We start from the raw sequence: 23,166 nt of genomic DNA on the forward strand, positions 1-23,166 counted from the left end.
CCGTACTCCGTGTAGTCGCCCATCCTGACGACCGCCTGGTCCGCGCCCGGGATGTCGAGGCGCGTGAAACGCATGCCGAACGGCTTGGACGAGACGGACCTTCCTTCCGAGCTGAGCTCAGCCCTGGAAGCGCGGGAACGCCGACCGGCCGGCGTAGGTGCCGGCCTCGTCGAGCGCCTCTTCGATGCGCAGCAGCTGGTTGTACTTGGCGATGCGCTCGCCACGTGCCGGGGCACCGGTCTTGATCTGGCCGGCGTTGGTCGCCACGGACAGGTCGGCGATGGTGGTGTCCTCGGTCTCGCCGGAGCGGTGCGAGGTCATCGTGGTGAAGCCGTTGCGCTGGGCCAGCGTCACCGCGTCGAGCGTCTCGGTGAGCGAGCCGATCTGGTTGAGCTTGACCAGCAGCGAGTTGGCCGACTTCTCGGCGATGCCGCGGGCGAGGCGCTCGGGGTTGGTGACGAACAGGTCGTCGCCCACGATCTGCACCTTGTCGCCGACCTTGCCCATGAGCCCGGCCCAGGCGGCCCACTCGTCCTCGGACAGCGGGTCCTCGATCGAGACCAGCGGGTAGTCGGCCACGAGCTGCTCGTAGTACGCGATCATCTCGTCCGACGTCTTCTTGCCGCCCTCGAACGCGTACACGCCGTCGGAGAAGAACTCCGTGGCGGCGACGTCGAGCGCGAGCGCTACGTCCTTGCCCGGCGTGAAGCCCGCCCGCTCGATGGCGACGAGGATCAGGTCGAGCGCCTCACGGTTGCTGCCGAGGTTCGGCGCGAAGCCGCCCTCGTCGCCCAGCCCGGTGGCCAGGCCCTTCTCCTTCAGCACGGACTTGAGGGAGTGGTACACCTCGGTGCCGGTGCGCAGCGCCTCGCGGAACGTCGGGGCGCCGATCGGGGCGACCATGAACTCCTGGACGTCCACGTTCGAGTCCGCGTGCGACCCGCCGTTGAGGATGTTCATCATCGGCACGGGCAGGACGTGCGCGTTCGGGCCGCCCACGTAGCGGAACAGGTCCAGGCCCGAGCTCTTGGCGGCGGCCTTGGCGACGGCGAGCGACACACCGAGGATGGCGTTCGCGCCCAGCTTGCCCTTGTTCGGCGTGCCGTCCAGGTCGAGGAGAGCCTGGTCGATGATGCGCTGCTCGTCGGCGTCGTACCCGATGAGCTCGGGGGCGATCACGTCGTTGACGGCCGCGACGGCCTTCTCGACGCCCTTGCCCAGGTAACGGCCCTTGTCGCCGTCACGCAGCTCGACGGCCTCGAACGCGCCGGTCGATGCGCCGGACGGGACCGCCGCACGGGCGAAGGTGCCGTCGTCCAGGACGAGCTCCACCTCCACGGTGGGGTTGCCGCGCGAGTCGAGGATCTCGCGTGCTCCAACGGCTTCGATGCTAGCCACGGAATCTCCTTCTAAGGATGTTGCTCGATGGTTACGACCTCAGCGTAGGACGTCCGGCGGCGGGGCGCGGAACCGTCCACGGCTCGCTCCCGCCTGACGAGCCGGACCGGCCGCGGCGCCGTGCGTCCGTGGTTCACAGGGTCACCACAGGTCCGCGACAGAGCCACCACAGCGAGCCCACCTAGCGTTCCGGACGTCCGGCGCGAGCTGGGCACCCTCAAGGCGATCGGCTGGAGCCGGAACCGCGTGGTGGGGCAGGTCGCCGGTGAATCAGTGGTGCAGGGCCTCATCGGCGGCGCGGTGGGCCTCACGCTCGGCGCGCTGGCCGTGTGGGCGGTGAACCTCGCGGGCATCACGCTCAGCGGGGCGTCAGGTGGCCTCTCCATGGGCGGGCCGGGCGGGCTGATGCCAGCGGGCGGCGCCGTCCAGGGCGGCGACACCACGCCCGACGGCGGTGGGGGCGGCGCGTTCGGTGAACGCTCCGACACCTTCGCCGGAGCAGGGGGCGACGCCGTCGACATCGTGCTCCAGGCGCCCGTGAGCCTGTGGATAGTCCTGGCCGCGGTCGGGCTCGCGGTGCTGGGCGGGCTGCTCGCTGGTGTCGTCGGCGGTCAGCGCGCGGCGAGGCTGCGCCCCGCCGAGGCCCTCCGTTCCCTCGCTTAGCTCACCTCAGCCTCCAGAAAGGCAGTCCATGTATCAGATCGACGACCTGACCAAGACGTACCGCCAGGGCAAGCGGCAGGTGCGCGCGCTCAAGAACGTGTCAGTGACCATCGGCGACGGCGAGCTCGTGGCCGTCCAGGGCCCGACGGGCGGCGGCAAGTCCACCCTGCTGCAGATGCTGGGCGGGCTGGACCGGCCGACGTCCGGCACGGTCAAGCTGGACGGCAAGGACCTCGCGGGCATGAGCGACGCACAGCTCACGGCCGCGCGGGCCGAGACCATCGGCTTCGTGTTCCAGAACTTCAACCTCATCCCGACGCTCACCGCGCTGGAGAACGTGGAGACGGCGCTCGTGCCGTCGAAGGTCGCGCGGCAGAGCCGGACGGCGCGCGCGCTGGCCGCGCTGGACTCGGTCGGCCTCGGCGACCGCGGCGACCATCTGCCGGGTGAGCTCTCGGGCGGGCAGCAGCAGCGCGTCGCGATCGCGCGGGCGCTGGTGAAGAACCCGAAGGTGCTGCTGGCCGACGAGCCCACCGGCAACCTCGACGAGGAGACCCGGGACGAGATCGTGGATCTCATCGAAGGGCTGTGGAAGGACCAGGGGCTGACGATCGTGCTGGTCACGCACGACTCGGTGGTCGCCCGCCGGACGCCGCGGCGGCTGCGCATCGCAAAGGGAGCCCTGAAGGAGCTGCCGGCGGCGTAGCGCTCCGGGCCGCGGCGCTCCGCCGTCCGCGCCTCCGCCGCAACCCAGTGATCTGGCCCAGAAACGTACGGATTCTGGGCCAGATCGCTGGGCCGGCGCGGGAGCGCGCGGGAGGGCGCGGTAGACAGCATGCGGCCCAGCCTCTCGACGGCGACGCTCCCGCTGGCTACTCTGCCCTTACGTCCGCCGCAGCACCGTCGCTCCGGCGTCACCCCACACCTGAAGACACGCGCAAGGGAGCGCCGCATGCCTCTTCGAAATCGTTTCACCCACGAGCCTTGGCCGGCACGCAGACCCCGCCCGGCAACCGGATCCCGTTCGTCGCTCAGAAATCGTTTAACACGAGCGGGAACCAGCACAGGGCTCGCCGCCCTTGTCCTCTCCGGAGCGCTGGTCGCCGCACCAGCCGCCACCGCCGGCACGGCCATCGCCACGGCCACCACCGCCGACACCGTCGTCACCGCCGTCGACTTCGAGGACGGCACCACCGGCACGTGGTCCCCCAGCGGCGGCGCCGGCCTCGAGGTGATCCCCGACCCGGGACCCGACGGCGACGGCAGCGTGCTCGCCATCACCCGGTCCGCGGACTACGAGGGCATCCAGTCCCCCGCCGGCATCTTCCGCGCCGGCTCGACCTACACGTTCAGCATGCGCGCCCGCGTCGCCGAACCCGCCGAGCCCACCGGCCCCACCAGTGCCGACGTCCGGTTCGTCATGAAGCCGTCCTACTCCTGGATCGGCAACACGACCATCGGCACCGACTGGACCACCGTCACCGGCACCTGGACGGCCGACGGCGATCCGGCCGAGCTGCAGGCCTACCTCGGCAGCACCGACCAGAGCACGCCCTACACGATCCTCGTGGACGACATCATGGTGACCACCCCCGACACCGTCCCGCCCGGAGACGTCGTCCCCGGCGGAGCGATCAACCCCGTCCCCACCCCGGCGTACGCAGCGGAGGGCAGCGGCAACGTGTCCGCCCTGACCTTCGACGACGGCCCGAACCCCGGCACCACCCCCGCCCTGCTCGACTTCCTCGCGGAGCACGACATCAAGGCGGTGTTCTGCGTCATCGGCCAGAACATCGAGGCCGACGGCGGGGCCGCGATCCTGCGCCGGATCGTCGCCGACGGCCACGTGCTGTGCAACCACTCGACGGGCTACGCCGACATGGGCTCCTGGACCGAGGAGCAGGTGCGCGCGGACCTCGTCGCGAACATGGGGATCATCCGCGACGCGCTCGGCAACCCGAACCAGAAGATCCCGTTCTGGCGCGCCCCGAACGGGTCGTGGGGCGTGACGCCCGGCGTCGCCGTCGAGCTGGGCATGCAGCCGCTCGCGGTGCGCAACACCATCGCCGACTGGGAGACGCAGGACGCCGAGACCCTCACCGCCAACCTCCGCACCGCGATGGTCGCGGGCGAGCTGGTCCTGGCACACGACGGCGGCGGTGACCGGTCGGGCACCCTCGCCGCGGTCCGGACCGTCGTCACCGAACGGCTGGCCGACGGCTGGACCTTCACGTTCCCGCAGGGCACTCCCCCGGCGTCGGGCCCCGTGATCAGCACCGACTTCGAGGACGGCACGCTCGGCGGCTGGGTGCCGCGCGAGGGTACCGAGACCTCGGACTTCACACTCGCCGTCACCGACTCGGACGCCCACGACTCCACCCGGTCGGCAGCGCTGACCGGCCGGGACGCCACGGGCGACGGGATCGCCCGGCACGTCACCGGCGTGCTCCGGGCGGGCGTCACCTACGACGCCTCGGCATGGGTCCGCTTCGCCGAGGGCCAGACGCCCGGCGACGTCTGGCTGAGCCTGGCGACCACCACGGACGGCACCCAGACCTTCTCGACGCTCGGCCAGTTCAGCGGCATCACGAGCACCGGCTGGACCCAGGTGACCGCCACCTTCACGGTGCCGGACCATGACGACGCCCTGCTCTACTTCGAGACCGCCTACAACGGTGGCAACACGAGCGACTGGCTCATCGACGACATAGTGGTGTCCGTCCCGGAGCCGCCGCTGATCGAGGACCTGACCGGCATCAAGGAGACCGTCGACTTCCCGGTCGGCGTCGCCATCGACAGCCGCGAGACGTCGGGCGCGGCCGCCCAGCTGCTGAACCGCCACTTCGGTCAGATCACCCCCGAGAACCACATGAAGCCCGAGGCCTGGTACGACGACGAGCGCACGTTCCGCCGTCATCCCGAGGCCACGGCGCTCATGGACTTCGCCCAGGCGAACGACATGCGGGTCTACGGCCACGTGCTGGTGTGGCACGGCCAGACCCCCGGCTGGTTCTTCCAGGACGACGCCGGTGAGCCGCTCCCGGCCACCGCGGAAGGCCAGGCGGTCCTCCGCGAGCGCCTGCGCACCCACATCTTCGACGTCGCGGAGAACCTCAGCACCGAATACGGGCTCTTCGGCTCGGACACCAATCCGCTGGTCGCGTTCGACGTGGTCAACGAGGTCGTGTCCGACGGCGCGGAGAACCCGGACGGGCTCCGGCGCAGCGAGTGGTTCCGGGTGCTGGGCGAGGAGTTCATCGACCTCGCGTTCCGGTACGCGGACGAGGCGTTCAACGAGACGTACGCGGCGCCACCGTCGGCCAGTTCGACGGGTGCAGTCGCGGAGCGGCCCGTGACCCTCTTCATCAACGACTACAACACCGAGCAGAGCGGCAAGCAGGACCGCTACCTCGCCCTGGTGGAGCGGCTGCTGGCGCGCGGTGTGCCGGTGGACGGCGTCGGGCACCAGTTCCACGTGTCCCTCGCCATGCCGGTCAGCGCGCTGGATGCCGCGCTCCAGCGGTTCGCCGACCTGCCGGTCACGCAGGCGGTCACGGAGTTCGACGTCACGACGGGAACCCCGGTGAGCCAGGCCAGACTGATCGACCAGGGGTACTACTTCCGTGATGCGTTCGAGGCGTTCCGCGCGCATGCGGACGACCTGTTCTGCGTGACGGCGTGGGGCCTGACCGACGGCCGGTCGTGGCGGGTAGACAGCGGCGCGCCGCTGATCTTCGACGACCGGTACCAGGCCAAGCCCGCGTACTACGGCGCGGTGGGCGCCGAGCTGCCCGCCCGGCAGCGCACGGCGAACGTGTTCGCGGGTGACGTGTCGCTGGACGCCTCGGCGACCGCGTCCCCGGTGTGGGACCGGCTGCCGCTGCACACGTTCGACGCGCCGGACGGCGGCGAGGCCGCCTTCCAGCTGCGCTGGGCGGCCGACCACCTGACGGCGTTCGTCTCGGTGGACGACGCCGGGGCGGCGGCCGGCGACGCGGTCACGCTGGCGCTCGGCGGCGCGGAGTACGTGGTCAGCCGGGACGGCTCCGTGACCGGCGGGGTCGACGGTGCGGACGCGGTGGCGACCGAGCGGGAGGGCGGCTACGACGTCGTCGTACACCTGCCTGCGACCTTCGAGCAGGGCACCACCGCGACGTTCGACGCCCAGGTGACCAGCGGCGGCGAGACCACGACGTGGAACACGCCGGGTGCGCTGGGCACCCTGACGCTGCTCGAGGAGCTGTCGTACCTGGAGGTCACGGAGGCCACGACGGCTCCGGAGATCGACGGCGAGCTCGACGACGTGTGGGCCTCCGCAGGCACGGTCACCACGACAAAGGAGGTCGAGGGTTCGGGCGGTGCGGTCGCGACCATCCGCACGCTGTGGCGCGGCGGCACGCTGTTCGTCCTGGCCGACGTCGCCGACCCCGTGGTCGACGTCTCCGGCTCCGACCCGTGGATCCAGGACTCCGTGGAGATCTACGTGGACGGCGGCAACGCGAAGAACGGCGGGTACCGGGCCGACGACACGCAGATCCGCGTCTCGGCGCAGAACGCGGTCTCGTTCGGGACCGGTGACGATGCGGCGCAGCGCGCCCGCCTCGTCAGTGCCACCACGCTGACCGACGACGGGTACCGGGTCGAGGCGGCGATCGACCTGCTGTCCTACGGCGGGCCGGGCACGTTCCACGGCCTGGACTTCCAGGTCAACGACGCGGCCGACGGTGCACGGACCGCCGTCCGCAACTGGGCCGACCCGACCGGGGCCGGCTACCAGTCCACCGCCCGCTGGGGCGTGGGTCGGCTCGTGGAGCCGGAGGCACCGTCGGTCCCTGCCTGGTCGGTCGGCGCCGTGTACACGGCGGGCGACCGGATCAGCCACGACGGTGCGGTGTTCACCGCCCTGTGGTGGACGCGGGACCAGCGCCCCGGCGCCACCTCGTGGGGGCCGTGGGCGGAGGTCGGCGCCGCAGTGACCTGTGGCACCAGGCCCGAGTCGGCCTGGACCCGGTCATGGGAGTACCGCGGCGGCGAGACGGTGGTCCACGAGGGTCACCGCTGGACCGCGCAGTGGTACAGCCGCAACCAGGAGCCCGGTTCCGCGCCCTGGGGTCCGTGGCAGGACCTCGGCGTCTGCTGACGCACCGGGTCGGCAGGTCTCCTTCCTTGTGAACACAAGGAAGGAGACCTGCCGAATCGTTACAGACGGTTAACACTAGTTTCCAAGCGACCCAAGTCCCGTGGCGATATGGTCCAAACCTCCCCACCCTCAGACCGGGGAGACAAACTGGGGAGGCTTCAAGTGAGGCAAGCACGCATCGCCACCTTCGCCGCGGGGACGGCCGTAATAGCCCTGACCGTGGCGGGGTGCACACCGAACGACACCGCCGACGACGCCGGACCGGTCACCCTGAACCTGACGATCGACCAGAACATGCCGACGCTCTTCCCGGGCGACGCCGGCATCGCCGACAACATCGGGATCCTCGACGTCGTCTACGACGGCCTGGTCCGTTACGACCCGGAGACCACGGAGCCCTACAACTACGTGGCCGAGTCGATCGAGTCCGACGACAACACGGTCTGGACCATCAAGGTCAAGCCGGACCTGACGTTCCAGAACGGTGAGCCCGTCGACGCCGCAGCGTTCGCCCGCTCCTGGAACTACACGGCGGGTCACACCGAGCTGTACAGCAACTACTTCTTCGAGCGCTTCGAGGGCTACGAGGAGATGCAGGACGAGCTCGACGACGAGGGCGAGGTCGCCAAGGAGAACCCGGTCGAGGAGCTGTCGGGCCTGAAGGTCGTGGACGACCTGACGATCGAGGTGACGCTGACCGGGCCGTTCGCCGGCTTCTCCACGATGCTCGGCTACACGGGCTTCTTCCCGGTCGCCGAGGAGTGCCTCGCGGACGTCGAGGCGTGCTCGGTCAAGCCGATCGGCAACGGCCCGTTCCAGATCACCGAGTGGGACCAGGGCGTCGCCGTCGACGCCGAGCGCTGGACCGACTACCCGCTGGACGAGACGCCCGAGGACATCGACGCGATCAACTGGCGAGAGTACGCCGGGGCGTCATCCTGGGCCGACTTCGAGACCGGCGACCTGGACGTCAGCTACCCGGCGCCGGCCGACCTGGCCGCGGCCCAGGCAGACCCCGAGCTCTCCGAGCGGTTCGCCGAGGCACCGGGCGCGGCCCTGACCTACATCGGCTTCCCGCTGTACAAGGACGGCCCGTGGCAGGACAAGGAGTTCCGCAAGGCCATCTCCATGGCGATCGACCGCGACACCATCATCAACGAGCTGTCGGGCGGCCTGGCCACCCCGGCCGACTCGTGGGTCGTGCCGGACGGCGTCCCCGGCGGCGAGGCCGGCACCTGCGAGTGGTGCACGTTCGACCCGGAGGCGGCGAAGGCCGCGCTGAAGGAGGCCGGTGGCTGGCCCGAGGGCGAGACGCTGACCATCGGGCTGAGCAACGACGAGACCGAGATCGAGTACTTCAAGGCGATCGGTGACTCCATCGAGGCCACCCTCGGCATCCCGTACGAGCTCAAGCCGAACCCGGACTTCTCCACCGTCCGCCGCGAGCAGGGCTTCGACGGGATCTTCCGCAACAACTGGTTCCCGGACTACCCGCTGAACGAGAACTACCTGGCCTTCTACGCTGTTGGCGAGGAGGGTGCGGGCAACTTCGGCTGGTACAGCAAGGAGTTCGAGGACAAGCTCGCCGAGGGCGACGAGTCCGCGACCCTCGACGAGGCGGTGGTCAAGTACCAGGAGGCCGAGGCGATCCTCGCCGAAGAGTTCCCGACCATCCCGTTCCGCTTCAGCGCGGGCGCCGAGTACTACAGCGAGCGTCTGGACAACGTGGTGCTCGACCCGTTCAGCGGCGCGGTCAAGATCCGCCTGCTGACGGTCACGGAGTAACCGACTCACCTCGCCGGAGGCAGGGCGTTCCGGTGGTCGGGCCAACGGGGCCCGATCACCGGAGGCCTGCTCCGGCGGACCCCATACCCCCCGGAAGGACCCCATGGGGCGCTATATCCTCCGTCGTGTCGCGCAAGCGGTCGGCATGCTGTTCCTGGTGATGTTCGTGCTGCACCTGCTCACGACGCTCGCCATCCAGCTCAACGGCAACCCTGCCCTCGCCTTCTTCGGTGACAAGATCCCCTCACCGGCCCAGGTCGCCGCCGTGGAGCAGCGGTTCGGGCTCGACGACCCCTGCTACGACCAACCAGGCAACCCGTGCCTCGGACCGTTCGTCGAGCGGCTGGGCCAGTACGCGCAGGGCGATTTCGGCACGAACCTGCGCGGCCGCGAGGTGACGGACATCGTCGCCAGCGCCGCCCCGAACACGCTGCGTCTGTTCGTCATGGTCACCATCACGTGGCTCGCGCTGGGCATGGTGCTCGGCTCGGTCGCTGCCCGCTGGCGCGGGTCGCCGTCGGATCACGGCATCCGCCTGACGTCGGTGCTCATCGACGCCCTGCCGGTGTTCGTGCTGCTCCTGGTCTACAAGGAGATCGTGACGGTCCCGCTCAGCAACTGGTCCAAGGAGACTTTCGGCGAGAACAGCTGGCCGCCCTATTGGTTCAAGCCGTCGTTCGACCCCGAGCACCCGTGGGCAACCGTCGCGGTGCCCGGCATCCTGCTGGGCCTGGCCGGGTCGGCCGCGTTCATCCGCCTGGTGCGCGCGAGCCAGCTCGAGTCGTACAGCGGCGACCACGTGCGGACCGCCCGGTCGAAGGGCCTGCGCGAGGGGCACGTCGTCGTGCACCACGTGGTGCGCAACTCGTCGATCCCCGTGGTGACGGCCGTGGGCCTCACGTTCGCGGAGGCCCTGGGCGGCGCCGTCATCACCGAGGGAATCATGAACATCTACGGCATGGGCGGCGTCCTGTGGGACGCCGTGCAGAACAGCGACGTCGGCCTGGTGCTCGGCATCGTGACCATCCTGACCGCCGTGACGGTGCTGGTGATGATCGTCGTGGACATCGCCTATGCAGCGCTCGACCCGAGGATCCGCTATGAGTGAGGCAGCCTCCGCCGCGGCCGGGAACGTCGCCGGTACCGCGTCCCGCACGCTGGCCACGGACGCCTGGCGCAGCCTACGCCGCAGGCCCGACGTCATCATCTCGGCAGTGATCATCGTGTTCTTCGTCGTGATGGCCGCGTTCCCCACACTGTTCACCGCCGTGAGCCCACGGCACTGCGTCATCGGCGACGCCAAGACCAGGCCGCAGGGCTTCGGCAACCAGTTCCCGCTCGGCACCGACTCGTTCGGGTGCGACACCCTGGCCCAGCTCGCGCACGGCTCCCGGCCGTCGCTGCTGCTCGCCCTCGTGGTGGTCGGCACCGCGCTGGTCATCGGCGTCACGCTCGGCCTGCTCGCCGGGTACTACCTGGGCTGGGTCGACTTCCTGGTGTCCCGCACCGTCGAGGTGTTCCTCGTGATCCCGTACCTGCTCGCCGCGATGCTGCTGCTGAGCCTGTTCAAGAACGTGGAGCTCGGCTCGGGTGCGTTCGCCACGATCATGCTGCCCGCGATCGTGCTGACGCTGTTCGGCTGGATGGGCTACGCCCGGTATGTCCGGGCGAGCGTCCTCGAGGCCAAGAACCTCGACTACGTCACGGCCGCCCGCGCGCTGGGCGCCTCCGACCTGCGGATCATGTTCCGGCACGTGCTGCCCAACGCGATCGGCCCGGTGACCGCGCTGGTCCCGACCGCGATCGCAGGGGTCATCGGCGCCGAGGCCGTGCTCGCGTTCCTCGGTATCGGTGTGCGGCCGCCCGCGATCTCCTGGGGGATCATGATCGAGAACGGCTCCTCGTGGGTGCTCGGCGGGTACCCGCACATGCTGCTGTTGCCGCTGGGCTGCCTGCTCGCGACCGTGCTGGCCCTGGTGGTGCTGGGCGACGCCCTGCGCGACGCCCTCGACCCGAGGCTGACGGCATGAGCGCCGCGAGCCGCACGCGGAGCGGAGCAGAGGGTGAGAGCCGAGGAACGAGGCACTCGCCCTCCGCGGAGCGCAGCGAAGGCGAGCAGACAGCACTGTTGGAGGTCACCGACCTCGCCGTCGAGTTCCGCACGTCCGACGGCGTGGTCCGCGCCGTCGACGGGCTGTCCTACCGGGTGGAGGCCGGCCGCACCCTTGCGATCGTCGGTGAGTCCGGTTCGGGCAAGTCCGTGTCGTCGCTGGCCGTGCTGGGGCTGCTCCCCGACACCGCACGGGTCACGCGCGGGAGCGTCCGCCTCGCAGGCACCGACCTGCTCACGCTGACCCGCAAGGAGCACCGCGCACGCTGCGGCGACCAGGTGGCCATGGTTTTCCAGGACGCGCTGGCCGCGCTCAACCCCGTGCACACCGTGGGCTACCAGCTCACGGAGGCGCTGCGGGCGCGCCGCGGGCTCTCCCGCGCCGACGCCCGCAAGCGGGCCGTCGAGCTGCTCGACCTGGTCAAGGTGCCGAACGCGAAGGCCCGCGTCAAGGAGTACCCGCACCAGTTCTCCGGCGGCATGCGCCAGCGCGTCATGATCGCGACGGCGCTGGCCATGGACCCCGACGTGCTCATCGCCGACGAGCCGACCACCGCCCTCGACGTCACGGTCCAGGCGCAGGTGCTGCGGCTGCTGGCGGAGATCCAGGCGGAGCGGCAGATGGGCCTCGTGCTGATCACGCACGACCTCGGCGTGGTGGCCGGCGTGGCCGACGACGTCACCGTGATGTACGCGGGCCGCGCCGTCGAACAGGCGCCCGTGGTGCCCGCCTACAAGACGCCCGCCCACCCGTACACGCGAGCCCTCCTGCGCTCGATCCCGTCGGCGTCCGGGACAGGGCGCCTGCCCGTGATCCCGGGCCGCCCGCCGAGCCCCGCCGCCATGCCGTCCGGCTGCCCGTTCCACCCCCGGTGCGACGCCGTCCGCGACGTGTGCCGTACCGACGTGCCGCCGGCGATGCACCCGGCGGAGGGCCGGATGTCGGCCTGCCACTTCGCGCCGGACATCATGGCGGGCCGGGAACCGCGACCCGACGACGCCCCGGACATCGGAGGTAGCCATGAGTGAACCCGTGCTCGAAGTGCGCGACCTCGTCAAGCACTACCCCGTGCGCAACGGCCTGCTGCGGCGTTCGACCGGTGCCGTGAAGGCGGTCGACGGCGTCTCGCTCACCCTGGAGCGCGGCAGGACCCTCGGCCTGGTGGGCGAGTCCGGCTCGGGCAAGTCGACGCTCGCGCGTGTGCTCGTCGGCATCGAGGCGCCGACCAGCGGCCAGGTCCTCGTCGATGGCGAGGATGTCGTGGGCCTTTCCCGCGCCGGCCGCAAGCAGCTGCGCCGCGACGTGCAGATGGTGTTCCAGGACCCGTACACGTCCCTGAACCCCCGGATGTCGGTGAGCGAGATCGTGGGCGAGCCGTTCGCGATCCACGGCATCGACCCGGCGGGCGGACGGCGGGCCGCGGTGGGCGAGCTGCTGGAGCTCGTCGGCCTGGACCCCGACCACGCGAGCCGGTACCCGCACCAGTTCTCGGGCGGCCAGCGGCAGCGGGTCGGGATCGCTCGCGCGCTCGCGCTGCGGCCCAAGATCCTGGTGTGCGACGAGCCGGTCTCCGCCCTCGACGTGTCGGTGCAGGGCCAGGTCATCAACCTGCTGGAGGACCTCCAGGCGGAGCTCGGCCTGTCGTACCTGTTCGTGGCGCACGACCTCGGCGTGGTGCGGCACATCGCCCACGACGTCGCCGTGATGTACCTGGGGCGCATCGTCGAGCAGGGGCCCGAGGCCGCGGTGTACGACGGCGCGCAGCACCCGTACACCCAGGCCCTCCTGTCGGCGGTGCCCGTGCCGGACCCGTCGATCCGGCTGGTCACGCCCACTCCGTCGGTCGAGGTCGGCGGCGGCGCCATAGTCCTCGAGGGCGACCCGCCCTCCCCCGTCGATCCCCCGTCCGGCTGCCCGTTCCACACGCGGTGCTGGCTCGCGCCCGCGTTACCCGATGCGCGCACGGCGCCGTCGGCCGACCGCCCCGAGACCGGGCTGCGGCTGATCCCGACGGTGTGCGAGACCGAGCAGCCCGCTCTTGTCGTCCGCGACGGCTCGGCCGGTGGTTCCCACGTGGCGGCCTGCCACTTCGCGCGAGAACTGGTGGCGCCTAGGGTCAGAGGATGACGCGTGTCCTGGTCGTCCTGAACTCGCCCACCAGCCTGATGGGCCGGTTCGAACAGTGGCTTCCCGAAGCCGGCCTCGAACCCGTCCTGCTTCCTGGCGCCGACCTCCCCGAGAACCTCGACGGGTTCGCGGGCATGGTCCTGCTGGGCGGCGACTTCATGCCGGACGACGACCTGCACCACCCGTTCCTGGCGCGCGAGCGGCGGCTGACCACGGAGGCGCTGGACGCCGGGATACCGCTGCTCGGCCTGTGTCTCGGGGGTCAGCTGCTGGCGCACGTCACGGGAGGCGGCGTGACCGCGCAGTCCGGCGAGACGGAGCGCGGGATGTGCGCGCTGACTGTGCTGCCCGCCGCAGCCGACGACCCGCTCTTCGGCAACCTGCCGGGCATCCCCGACGAACCGCTGTGGATGATCGAGAACCACGAGGACTCGGTGACCACCCTGCCGCCGTCGGCGACGCTCCTGGTCTCCAGCGGGGAGTGCCCGATCCAGGCCTTCCGCGTGGGCGAGCGGGCCTGGGGCCTGCAGTTCCACCCCGAGGCGCGGCCGGAGCGGGTGGCGACGTGGGACGAGGCGGCGCTGTCGGAGGAGGGCATCGACCGGGCGGCGCTGACCGCGGCGGCGATGGTCCACGCGGCGGAGAACGAGGCGCAGTCGCGTGCGCTGATCCGGGCGTGGACCGACGTCGTCCACAAGACCGCGAAGTAGACCCAGGACGAGGATCGACGAGAGGACCGAACCGCATGGTGTCGACAGGGACGCACAGCGACGGGGTGCCGGTGGTGGCCTACCGGATCGCCCGCGCGTCGGGTGAGGTGCTGGCCGCGCGCCAGGACCGGCTGGACTTCTACGCCGCCTCGACGGTGAAGCTCGCGGTGCTGGTCGCTGCGGCCCGTGAGCTCGACGCGGGGACGGCGAGCCTCGGCGAGACCTGCACCGCCACCCGCACGTTCACCTCGCAGGTGCCTGGTGCGGGCGACTACACGATCGAGCCCGACGACGTCGACAGCGGCCTCCCGCCGGACGGCACCCCGATGCCGCTGGGGGACGTCGTCGAACGCATGATCGTGGTCTCGTCCAACGAGGCGACCAACATCGTGACCGAGCGGGTGGGCCTGCCCGCCGTGAACAAGGTCCTGGCCGACGCCGGCGCGGCCGACTCGGTCTTCGGCCGCAAGTACTCCGACCTGGCCGCGGAACTCGCGGGCGCATCGCACCGCACGACGGCGGCCGACCTGTGCCTCCTCATGTCCGCCCTGGTCACGGGCAGGCTGGCGAGTCCGGAACGGACCGTCTGGATGTGCGAGATGCTCGGCCGCCAGACCGACCGTCAGCTCACGGCGGCCGTACCGTACGGCGTCCCGTTCGGCTCGAAGTCCGGCTGGGTGGACGGCATCCGGCACGACGTCGCGTTCGTCGGCGAGCCGGGTCCGGACGCCCTGGTGATCTCGGTGTGCACGCGCGGCTACGACGAACAGCAGGCGGAGGAGACCCTCAAGTCCCTGGGCGCCCTGGCGCTGGCCCTCACCTGATAGGCCGCGTCCTGCCGCCGTCCGGCCTCACTTCGAGGTCTAAGCTGCTCCGTCTTGAATCGGTTCAGAGCGGAGGAGCTTAGGCCTCGAAGGGGGCTGCTTCCGACCAGCTCAGGTCAGCAGGTCTCGGATGACCCAGAGGCCTTCCGCGACCTCCGTGAAGCTTGTGCTCAGCGGCGAGAGGCCCACGCGCAGGCCCTGCGGCGGGCGGAAGTCCGGCACGACGCCGCGCGCCCAGGCCTCCGCGACGACACGCCTGAAGTCCGGGTGGTCGAGCATGACGTGGCTCCCCCGGCGTTCCGGGTCGCGCGGCGAGGCCACCCGCACACCGGCCAGGTACTCGTCGGCGATCTCCATCGCGAACCCGGTCAACGCCAGCGACTTCTCGCGCACCGCCGGCATGCCCGCCTCCTCGATGAGCGCCAGCATGTCGCGCATGGGCAGCATCCCGATCACCGGCGGCGTGCCGCTGATGAGCTGCCGGATCCCGGTCGCGGGCTCGTACTCGGCGCCCATCGCGAACGGGTCGGCGGCCCCCATCCAGCCCTGGACCGGCTGCCGCACCTCGTCCTGCAGGCCGGCGGCCAGGTAGGCGAACGCGGGCGATCCGGGCCCGCCGTTCAGGTACTTGTACGTGCAGCCGACGGCGATGTCCACGCCGTCGGCGTCCAGGTCCAGCGGGACCGAGCCGGCGGAGTGGCACAGGTCCCACAGGACCAGCGCCCCGGCATCGTGCACGATCCGCGTGATCGCCGGGAGGTCGGCGACGTACCCCGACTTGTAGGCGACGTGGCTGAGCAGGACCAGGGCGGTGTCCGGCCCGACGGCGGCAGCCACGTCCTGGGGCGTCACGCCCGCCTCGGCGTCCGGCGTGATCCAGCGGAGCTCCAGGCCACGCTCGGCGGCGATGCCCTGCAGCACGAACCGGTCGGTTGGGAAGTTCTCGGTGTCGGCGACGATCACGCGGCGCCCGGGGCGAGCGTCGACCGCGGCGCGCGCGAGCTTGTAGAGCAGCACCGTCGTGGAGTCGGCGACGACGGTCTGCCCCGGCGCCGCGCCCAGCACCACGCGGCCCAGGGTGTCGCCGAGCTCGGTCGGCGCGTCCATCCAGCCCTCGTCCCAGGACCGGATCAGGCGCGCGGCCCACGGCCCGTCGACGAAGGAGGCGAGCCGCTCGCGCGTGGCGGTCAGGGGCCGGCCCAGCGAGTTGCCGTCCAGGTAGGCGATCAGGCCCTCGCTCGGGGCGAAGAGGTCGCGGTAGCGGGCGAGCGGATCGCCGGCGTCGAGCGCGGCGGCGCGTTCGCGCAGCGCGGCGGGCAGGTTCACGGGCAGGGCGGCGGACGGGGCGGGGACTGTCACGAAGGCTCCAGGTCGATCGGCTTCGGGCCGAGCGTACGTCCTGCGCCAGCCCTCGCCGAACCAGGCAGCGGCATCGGACCCTTGACGCCCTAACCGCTCCGTCAGTAAAGTCCGTACCGCTCCAGCGCAAAAACTCTACAAGTCGCTGCACGTTTATCAACAGCAGTACGGCAAGTACCGATGATTCATCCGATGACGAACCCCGTCAACGACGACGGGAGATCGGGGACGACGATGTTCCGCTCCGCAACGCCACGCCACGCCACGGGCCTCGGGCCCAGACCGGGACGCGCTCCCGCGCTCCTGGCAGTGCTCACCGCCGCGGCCCTCACGGCTACCGGCCTCGCACCGGTGACGGCCGCCGCCGCCCCCGGCGTCCTCTCCGCTGGGGCACCCGCCGCGGCCAGCAGCAACAACACGCCGTACCTCGCCGACAACCTGACCGACGGCAACCAGGCGACCTACTGGGAGTCGACGAACGGTGCCCTCCCGCAGTGGGCGCAGGTGGACCTGGGCACGGGTGCGACCGTCGAAGAGGTGGTCCTCAAGCTCCCCGCCGGCTGGGAGGCCCGGACCCAGACCCTGTCCGTCCAGGCCGGCACCGACGGCTCCACGTTCACCACGCTGGCCGCGAGCGCCCAGCGGCGGTTCGACCCGGCGTCGGGCAACACGGTGACCATCGACGTGCCGAACACGGCGGCGCGCTACCTGCGGGTCTCCGTCTCAGCGAACACCGGCTGGTCCGCGGGCCAGCTCTCCGAGCTCGAGGTGCGTGGCACGCGCGACGCTCCCGACCCGGAGGAGCCGGTAGAGGGCACTGACCTCGCCCCGGGCCGCCCCGTCACGGCCTCGTCGGCGGAGTGGAGCTACGTGGCGAGCAACGCCAACGACGGCAACACCTCGACCTACTGGGAGGGTGCGGGCGGCCAGTACCCGAGCACGCTCGCGGTGACGCTGGAGTCGGCGGCCACGCTGAGCGACGTCGTCGTGAAGCTGCCGCCGGCCACCGCCTGGGGGCCACGGACCCAGACCTTCGAGGTGCAGGGCCGCACGGGGACCGGCGACGCGTGGGCCACGCTCGCGCCGTCCGCCGCACGAGCCTTCTCCCCGGCCACGGGCAACACCGTGACCGTCCCGGTCACGGGTACCGCGCGCGAGGTGCGGCTGAGGTTCACGGGCAACACCGGTTCGGGCAACGGTCAGGTGGCCGAGCTCCAGGTGTTCGGCGTACCGGCAGCGAACCCCAACCTCGCGGTCACTGGTGTCTCGGCGACCCCGGCGTCGCCTACCGAGTCCAACGACGTCACGCTGTCCGCCACCGTGCGGAACATCGGGACGCTGGGGTCGCCGGCGACGAACGTCGCGCTCACCGTCGACGGTGAGACGGAGGCGACCGTCCCGGTCGGCGCGCTCGCCGCCGGCGCGACGGCAACTGTCAGCGCGAACGTCGGGGCGCTGCCCGCCGGATCTTACGAGATCGGTGCAGTGGTCGACCCGTCGAACACCGTTCCCGAGCAGTCCGAGGGTGACAACGAATACGTCAGACCGGATCCGCTGGTGGTCGCCCAGATCGCCAGCTCCGACCTGGTCCCGACGGTGTCGTGGACGCCGAGCACCCCGGCGGCGGGCGAGACCGTCACCTTCTCGGCGACGATCGCGAACCGAGGCACGGTCGCCACCTCGTCCGGGGCGCACGGCCTCACCGTCGTCGTGAAGAACTCGTCGGGGGCGACGGTGCGCACCCTCACGGGTTCGGTCTCCGGCACCATCGCTGCCGGCGCCACCAGCCAGAGCGTGAACCTGGGCACCTGGCCTGCTGCCAACGGCTCCTACGACGTCACGGTCACCGCCGCCCCCGACTCGACGGAGGTCGAGGCGCGGCGCGCGAACAACGAGGTGACGCAGTCGCTGTTCATCGGCCGCGGCGCCAACATGCCGTTCGACACCTACGAGGCGGAGGACGGCGTGACCGGCGGCGGGGCGGTCGCCGTCGGTCCGAACCGGGTGGTCGGCGACCTCGCGGGCGAGGCGTCCGGCCGCAAGGCCGTCACCCTCGGCCAGACCGGCTCCTACGTTCAGTGGACCACGCGGGCGCCCGCCAACTCCCTGGTGGTGCGGTTCTCCATGCCCGACGCCGCGGGCGGCGGGGGCGCCAACTCCACGCTCGCCGTGTACGTGGACGGTCAGTTCCTCAAGAACATCGACCTGACCTCGCGGTACGCGTGGCTGTACGGCCCGGAGGCGAACCCGGGCAACCAGCCGGGCCAGGGTGCTCCGCGGCACATCTACGACGAGGCGAACGCCCTGCTCGGCACCACCGTCCAGGCCGGGCACACCATCCGCCTGCAGAAGACCGCGAGCAACACCAGCACGTACACCGTGGACTTCGTCGACCTGGAGCAGGCGACGCCGCAGGCCAACCCGGACCCCGCCCGGTACATCCAGCCCACGGGCTTCACGCACCAGGACGTGCAGAACGCGCTCGACCGGTTCCGGATGGACACGACCGGCAACCTGGCCGGCGTCTACCTGCCGGCGGGCGACTACCAGACCGCCAGCAAGTTCCAGGTCTACGGCAAGGCAGTCGACATCGTGGGCGCCGGGCCGTGGTTCACGCGCTTCCATGCGCCGGCCACGCAGGAGAACACGGACATCGGGTTCCGGGCCGAGGGCACGGCGAACGGCTCGACGTTCCGCGACTTCGCCTACTTCGGCAACTACACCTCGCGGATCGACGGCCCGGGCAAGGTGTTCGACTTCGCGAACGTGTCGGACATGACCATCGACAACATCTGGGTCGAGCACATGATCTGCATGTTCTGGGCCGCCAACATGGACGGCTCGGAGATCAAGGACTCCCGGATCCGGAACACCTTCGCGGACGCCCTGAACATGACCAACGGCAGCGCGAACAACCACGTGCACAACAACCAGGCACGGGGCACCGGGGACGACTCGTTCGCCCTGTTCGCGGCGACCGACGCCGGGGGCAGCGGCCAGCGGGGCAACGTGTTCGAGAACCTGACGTCCACGAACACCTGGCGGGCCGCCGGGCTCGCGGTCTACGGCGGGCAGGACAACACGTTCCGCAACATCTACATCGCGGACACGCTCGTCTACTCCGGCGTGACCATCAGCTCGCTGGACTTCGGGTACCCGATGGAGGGGTTCGGCCCGGCGCCGACGACCTTCGAGGGCATCTCCGTGGTGCGTTCCGGCGGGCACTTCTGGGGCGCCCAGGTGTTCCCGGCGGTGTGGCTGTTCTCGGCGTCGAAGGCGTTCACCGCCATCCGGGTCAACGACCTCGACATCGTGGACCCGACGTACTCCGGGATCATGTTCCAGACCCAGTACATCGGCGGCCAGCCGGTGAACCCGATCCGGGACACCGTGTTCACGGACGTGTCGATCACCGGTGCTCAGCGCAGCGGCGACCAGTACGACGCGAAGTCGGGCTACGGCATCTGGGCGAACCCGCTGCCGGAACAGGGGCAGGGGCCGGCGGTCGGTTCGGTGACGTTCAACGGGCTGACTTTGCAGAACAACTACCGCGACATCGAGAACCCGACGTCGACGTTCACGATCACCCGCAACTAACCCCTTCGCCGAGGTAGAGCGGGTGTCCGCGACACCCGCTCTACCTCGGCGGTCGTCGCGGGGCGGGGAGGCGGCGGGCCGCGCGGAGCCAGGTGATCAGGTCGGTTGCCGTCACCGGGAGCGGGAGCGGCGCCGTGAGCGTGGGGGCCGACGGCGGTCCCAGGACCGCGCGGCGCAGCTCCCGCCCCTCCAGCACCCGGCCGAGCAGCTCGATCTCGCGCTCGTTCACCCCGCCCGGCGTCGGGCCGTTGCCCATGTCCGTCCCGTACACGAGGGTGCCGCCCGCCGCGACGAAGCGCCGCGCATTGTCGAGCGCACGCTCCAGGCCGATCGGCCGGCCGGGCCCGTCGTGGATCGCGAAGGTGGAGATCCAGGTCATGCGGGCAGCCCTGGCGATCACGGCGTCAGGCAGCGCCTCGGTCCACGGCACGTGCACCAGCACGTCCGCGCCGACGTCGATCGCGCGCTGAGCCTGGCCGTCGCCCTCCGCGTGCACCAGCACCGGCAGCCCCGCCGAGTGCGCCTCCGTGACGAGGGCGCGCAGGACGTCGTCGGGCAGCAGGGCCATACCCGCGCGCAGGGCGACCTTGACCGCGAACCCGCCCACGGCGACGACGTCGGCCACCGCCTCGGCGGCCTCGTGCGGCGTCGCGACGTGGCGCACCGCGGCGTCCGGCGCCCACGATCGCCCGGTGGGATACCCGCCTGGCGCGGTATGGAACGGCCCGGCGTACCGCACCAGGATGCCCGACGGCGGGTCGGCCGCCCAGGCGGCCACCTCGCGCGGGTCCCAGCCCAGGTCGTGCACCTCGGTGACCGGGCCGTCCGCGAGGAGCGCGCGATCGACCAGGCCCAGGTGCACGTGGTGGTCGACGACGCCCGGGAGCGTCACCACCGGCACGCTCTCGGCCACGCCGTCAGGCACCCAGCGGGCCGTCGATCTCGGTGCGCACCGAGATGAGCTCGGGGAAGAATGTCAGGTCCAGGGCCCGCTTGAGGAAGCCGACGCCGCTCGACCCACCGGTGCCGGTCTTGAAGCCGATGGTGCGCTGCACGGTGCGCAGGTGGCGGAACCGCCACAGCTGGAACGCGTCCTCGATGTCGACCAGGTCCTCGCACGCCTCGTACAGCTCCCAGTTGCCGTGCGGGTCCTCGTAGATCGTCTTGAAGACCTTGATCAGCTCCGGGTGCTCGACCCACGCCTGCGTGACGTCGCGGTCCAGGATCTCGGCCGGGACCGGATGTCCGCGCCGGGCCAGCAGCCGCAGGAACGCGTCGTACACGGTGGGCTCGGCCAGGAGCTGCGCCAGCTGCGCGTGCACCTCGGGCTTGTCGCGGAACACCTGCAGCATCCCGGCGTTCTTGTTGCCCAGCAGGAACTCCACGGCGCGGTACTGGTGCGACTGGAACCCCGACGACTGCCCCAGCGACCCCCGGAACTCCGCGTACTCGCTGGGCGTGAGGGTGGCCAGCACCGACCACTGCTCCGTGATGGTGCGCTGGATGTGCTTCACGCGGGCCAGACCTTTGAGCGCCCGTGACAGGTCGTCGCTGTCGAGAAATCCGCGGACGGCGCGCAGCTCGTGCACCACGAGCTTGAGCCACAGCTCGGTGGTCTGGTGCTGGATGATGAACAGCAGCTCGTCGTGGTGCGGCGGATCGCTCATCGGGTGCTGCGCCGAGAGGAGCGCGTCCAGCCCCAGGTAGGAGCCGTAGTCCATCTCGTCGCGGAAGTCCGTACGGATGGAGGCCTCGATGGGCCGAGTATTACCAGTCACCTCTGGAGCGTAACCCCGCAGTGTCCCGCCCAGGCATGCCCGCAGGTCAGGCTGCCAGTGCCTCGTCCCGGTTCGGGTTCTCGAACGCCTCCGCCATCAGCGCGATCTCCTCGGGCGGGAGCGACATGTCGCGCGCGACCCGCGACCAGCCGGACGTCGCACCCGCCACCTCGGCCAGCACCCGCCGGGCGTCCTCATCCCGTAGGCCGTACGAGTCCGCGGTGGCCAGCAGCACCCGGACCTCCCGGTCGATGCGCGTGTCGCCGGGCCGCAGCGGCGTCGACTCCGCGACGGCGAACGGGTTGGGGTTCACGTCGAAGAGCGGGGAGAGCGACCAGCCGTCGGAACGGCGCAGGAAGCCGTGGTTCTTCATGTGGTCGTCCACGTTGCGCACGAGCAGCGTGAAGGCCACCCGGCGGAACAGGTCGTGCCCGTCCGTGGCCGGCCTGCCCGAGTGGTCCGCAAGCGTCTCCGCGAGCGTCCGATAGTCGATGACCTCGAAGAACGCCTTCTGCGTGAGGCTGTCGGCGGACAGGAAGCCGATACGTCCGCCGTCCGGCCGCCGGTCGAACCGGCGGGTCAGCAGGATCGACCGCGCCGGGCCGATGCGGTGCAACCGCGCCACCGGGACCTCGATGCCCGCGTCCGAGGCCAGCCGCAGCGTCAGGTACTCCCAGGCCTGCACGTCCCACCGGTCGCCGCTCTCCGGCAGCTTGGCCATCCACAGGTCGCCGGCGCTGTCCTTCACCGTCACCTTGGGTCGTGCCCCGCCCATCGAGGTTCCGGCCGCGACCAGGAGCCGCACGTCGTGGTCGGTCTCCCGGTGCTGCGCGACGGCGTCCGCCGCGGCCGTCAGCGACGGCAGGTCGACCAGGTCGGGGACCTCCGCCCGCGGCGGGCCCATGAAGGTCTTGCCGTCGTCCAGCGAGAAGCGCAGCGCCCCCAGGCGGGTCTCGTCCTGCACGCCGAGCAGGAAGTCCACCTCGGTGAGGGTCATGAACCCGCGGCCCTCCGCACGAGCGGCGCGCCGCTCCGCGTTGAACAGCAGGGTGCGGCCCCACTGGTCCGGCTGGCAGTCCGCGAGGACGCCGAACAGGGGCCGGTCGCTGCCCGACGGGATGTTCCCCGGCGTCAGCGGCAGCTCCGGGCACAGGGCGTACGCCCGCGCGTCGCGCAGGTAGGCGTCGTCGTAGCGGAACGTGCAGCCGACCAGGGCGCCGCCCCGGTTGAGGTGCATGTCGAGGTCACCGGCGTGGGTCTGTCCGCCGCCCGGCAGCTCGACCTCGACATGTATCGACAACGCGGCTCACCTTCTCAGCTTGGAACTCTTACCCGCTGCGGCAGGGCCCGTTCCGCGTGGAACCTGCCCATCTCGGTGGTCAGCGGGTCGGTAGCGCCGACGACGGCGTCGGCCACCCCGAGCACGCGGAGCACCGCGAACGTGTTCTCCAGACTCACCGTCCCGGTGCCCGTCTCGAGCGCGCGGAGCGTGGTGCGCGTGATACCCGCACGATCGGCGACGAGCTGGGCCGTGAGGCCGTGGATCTTGCGCCAGGCCCGGACGTGGTCGCCGAGTGAGGCGAGATCGCGCCGGGTCCGGAGGGAAGTTCTGGCCATGACTGCTCCTTTCGGTTACCAGGCTAACCGACGGGCGGCGTAATGGTCACTAGGGTG

17 protein-coding genes are annotated in these 23,166 nt (G+C 71.1%); 11 read left to right on the forward strand and 6 right to left on the reverse strand.

Annotation, left to right across the window (positions count from 1 at the left end; all coding sequences use genetic code 11):
• Positions 1–117 precede the first annotated feature (117 nt).
• Positions 118–1,398, reverse strand: a complete 1,281-nt coding sequence (gene eno, locus AB0F70_RS23020) for a phosphopyruvate hydratase (RefSeq protein WP_357453910.1) — start codon at positions 1,396–1,398, stop codon at positions 118–120.
• Between the two features lie 120 nt (positions 1,399–1,518).
• Here eno and AB0F70_RS23025 point away from each other — a divergent pair, with 120 nt between their 5' ends.
• The 10 genes from AB0F70_RS23025 (at position 1,519) to AB0F70_RS23070 (ending at position 14,758) form a co-directional block, all read left to right on the forward strand.
• Entirely contained in the window at positions 1,519–2,061 is a 543-nt protein-coding gene (locus AB0F70_RS23025) for an ABC transporter permease (protein ID WP_357453913.1), read from the forward strand.
• A 28-nt stretch (positions 2,062–2,089) separates the two neighbouring features.
• Entirely contained in the window at positions 2,090–2,767 is a 678-nt protein-coding gene (locus tag AB0F70_RS23030; RefSeq protein WP_357453916.1) for an ABC transporter ATP-binding protein, read from the forward strand.
• A gap of 246 nt (positions 2,768–3,013) precedes the next feature.
• Positions 3,014–7,201, forward strand: coding sequence for an endo-1,4-beta-xylanase (locus tag AB0F70_RS23035; protein WP_357453919.1), 4,188 nt, complete (start codon positions 3,014–3,016; stop codon positions 7,199–7,201).
• 162 nt (positions 7,202–7,363) lie between these two features.
• Positions 7,364–8,986 carry an ABC transporter substrate-binding protein gene (locus tag AB0F70_RS23040; RefSeq protein WP_357453923.1) on the forward strand — a complete coding sequence of 541 codons (1,623 nt, stop codon included), beginning with the start codon at positions 7,364–7,366 and terminating at the stop codon, positions 8,984–8,986.
• Positions 8,987–9,089: 103 nt separating this feature from the next.
• The gene (locus tag AB0F70_RS23045) at positions 9,090–10,094 is read left to right on the forward strand and encodes an ABC transporter permease (RefSeq protein WP_357453927.1); all 1,005 of its coding nucleotides are present in this window, start codon (positions 9,090–9,092) and stop codon (positions 10,092–10,094) included.
• On the forward strand, positions 10,087–11,016 hold the full coding sequence (locus AB0F70_RS23050) for an ABC transporter permease (protein WP_357453930.1): 930 nt from the start codon (positions 10,087–10,089) through the stop codon (positions 11,014–11,016). Before AB0F70_RS23045 ends, AB0F70_RS23050 begins: the two co-directional genes overlap by 8 nt.
• Complete coding sequence (locus AB0F70_RS23055) at positions 11,013–12,125, forward strand: ABC transporter ATP-binding protein (RefSeq protein ID WP_357453933.1); 1,113 nt, start codon at positions 11,013–11,015, stop codon at positions 12,123–12,125. The genes AB0F70_RS23050 and AB0F70_RS23055 overlap by 4 nt, the downstream gene beginning before the upstream one ends.
• Entirely contained in the window at positions 12,118–13,224 is a 1,107-nt protein-coding gene (locus AB0F70_RS23060) for an oligopeptide/dipeptide ABC transporter ATP-binding protein (RefSeq protein ID WP_357453936.1), read from the forward strand. Before AB0F70_RS23055 ends, AB0F70_RS23060 begins: the two co-directional genes overlap by 8 nt.
• A complete protein-coding gene (locus AB0F70_RS23065) occupies positions 13,221–13,934 on the forward strand; it encodes a type 1 glutamine amidotransferase (RefSeq protein ID WP_357453939.1) in 714 nt (237 codons plus the stop codon). The genes AB0F70_RS23060 and AB0F70_RS23065 overlap by 4 nt, the downstream gene beginning before the upstream one ends.
• A gap of 35 nt (positions 13,935–13,969) precedes the next feature.
• Entirely contained in the window at positions 13,970–14,758 is a 789-nt protein-coding gene (locus AB0F70_RS23070; protein ID WP_357453942.1) for a serine hydrolase, read from the forward strand.
• Positions 14,759–14,869: 111 nt separating this feature from the next.
• Here AB0F70_RS23070 and AB0F70_RS23075 read toward each other — a convergent pair whose 3' ends face one another.
• Positions 14,870–16,090 carry an aminotransferase class V-fold PLP-dependent enzyme gene (locus AB0F70_RS23075; RefSeq protein WP_357454103.1) on the reverse strand — a complete coding sequence of 407 codons (1,221 nt, stop codon included), beginning with the start codon at positions 16,088–16,090 and terminating at the stop codon, positions 14,870–14,872.
• 219 nt (positions 16,091–16,309) lie between these two features.
• Here AB0F70_RS23075 and AB0F70_RS23080 point away from each other — a divergent pair, with 219 nt between their 5' ends.
• Entirely contained in the window at positions 16,310–19,714 is a 3,405-nt protein-coding gene (locus AB0F70_RS23080; protein WP_357453945.1) for a discoidin domain-containing protein, read from the forward strand.
• Positions 19,715–19,754: 40 nt separating this feature from the next.
• On the opposite strand, the gene AB0F70_RS23085 is transcribed toward AB0F70_RS23080, so the two are convergent.
• Genes AB0F70_RS23085 through AB0F70_RS23100 form a run of 4 tightly spaced genes read right to left on the reverse strand, consistent with a single transcriptional unit; the run spans position 19,755 to position 23,109 of the window.
• Positions 19,755–20,639, reverse strand: a complete 885-nt coding sequence (locus AB0F70_RS23085) for a hydrolase (protein ID WP_357453948.1) — start codon at positions 20,637–20,639, stop codon at positions 19,755–19,757.
• Entirely contained in the window at positions 20,632–21,492 is an 861-nt protein-coding gene (gene kynA / locus AB0F70_RS23090) for a tryptophan 2,3-dioxygenase (protein ID WP_357453951.1), read from the reverse strand. The genes AB0F70_RS23085 and kynA overlap by 8 nt, the downstream gene beginning before the upstream one ends.
• Positions 21,493–21,538: 46 nt before the next feature.
• Complete coding sequence (locus tag AB0F70_RS23095; protein WP_357453954.1) at positions 21,539–22,792, reverse strand: type II toxin-antitoxin system HipA family toxin; 1,254 nt, start codon at positions 22,790–22,792, stop codon at positions 21,539–21,541.
• 14 nt (positions 22,793–22,806) lie between these two features.
• Complete coding sequence (locus AB0F70_RS23100; protein WP_116676849.1) at positions 22,807–23,109, reverse strand: helix-turn-helix transcriptional regulator; 303 nt, start codon at positions 23,107–23,109, stop codon at positions 22,807–22,809.
• Positions 23,110–23,166: the final 57 nt, after the last annotated feature.

The sequence above is a fragment of the Promicromonospora sp. NPDC023805 genome (genome assembly GCF_040639635.1).
Taxonomy (GTDB): domain Bacteria; phylum Actinomycetota; class Actinomycetes; order Actinomycetales; family Cellulomonadaceae; genus Promicromonospora.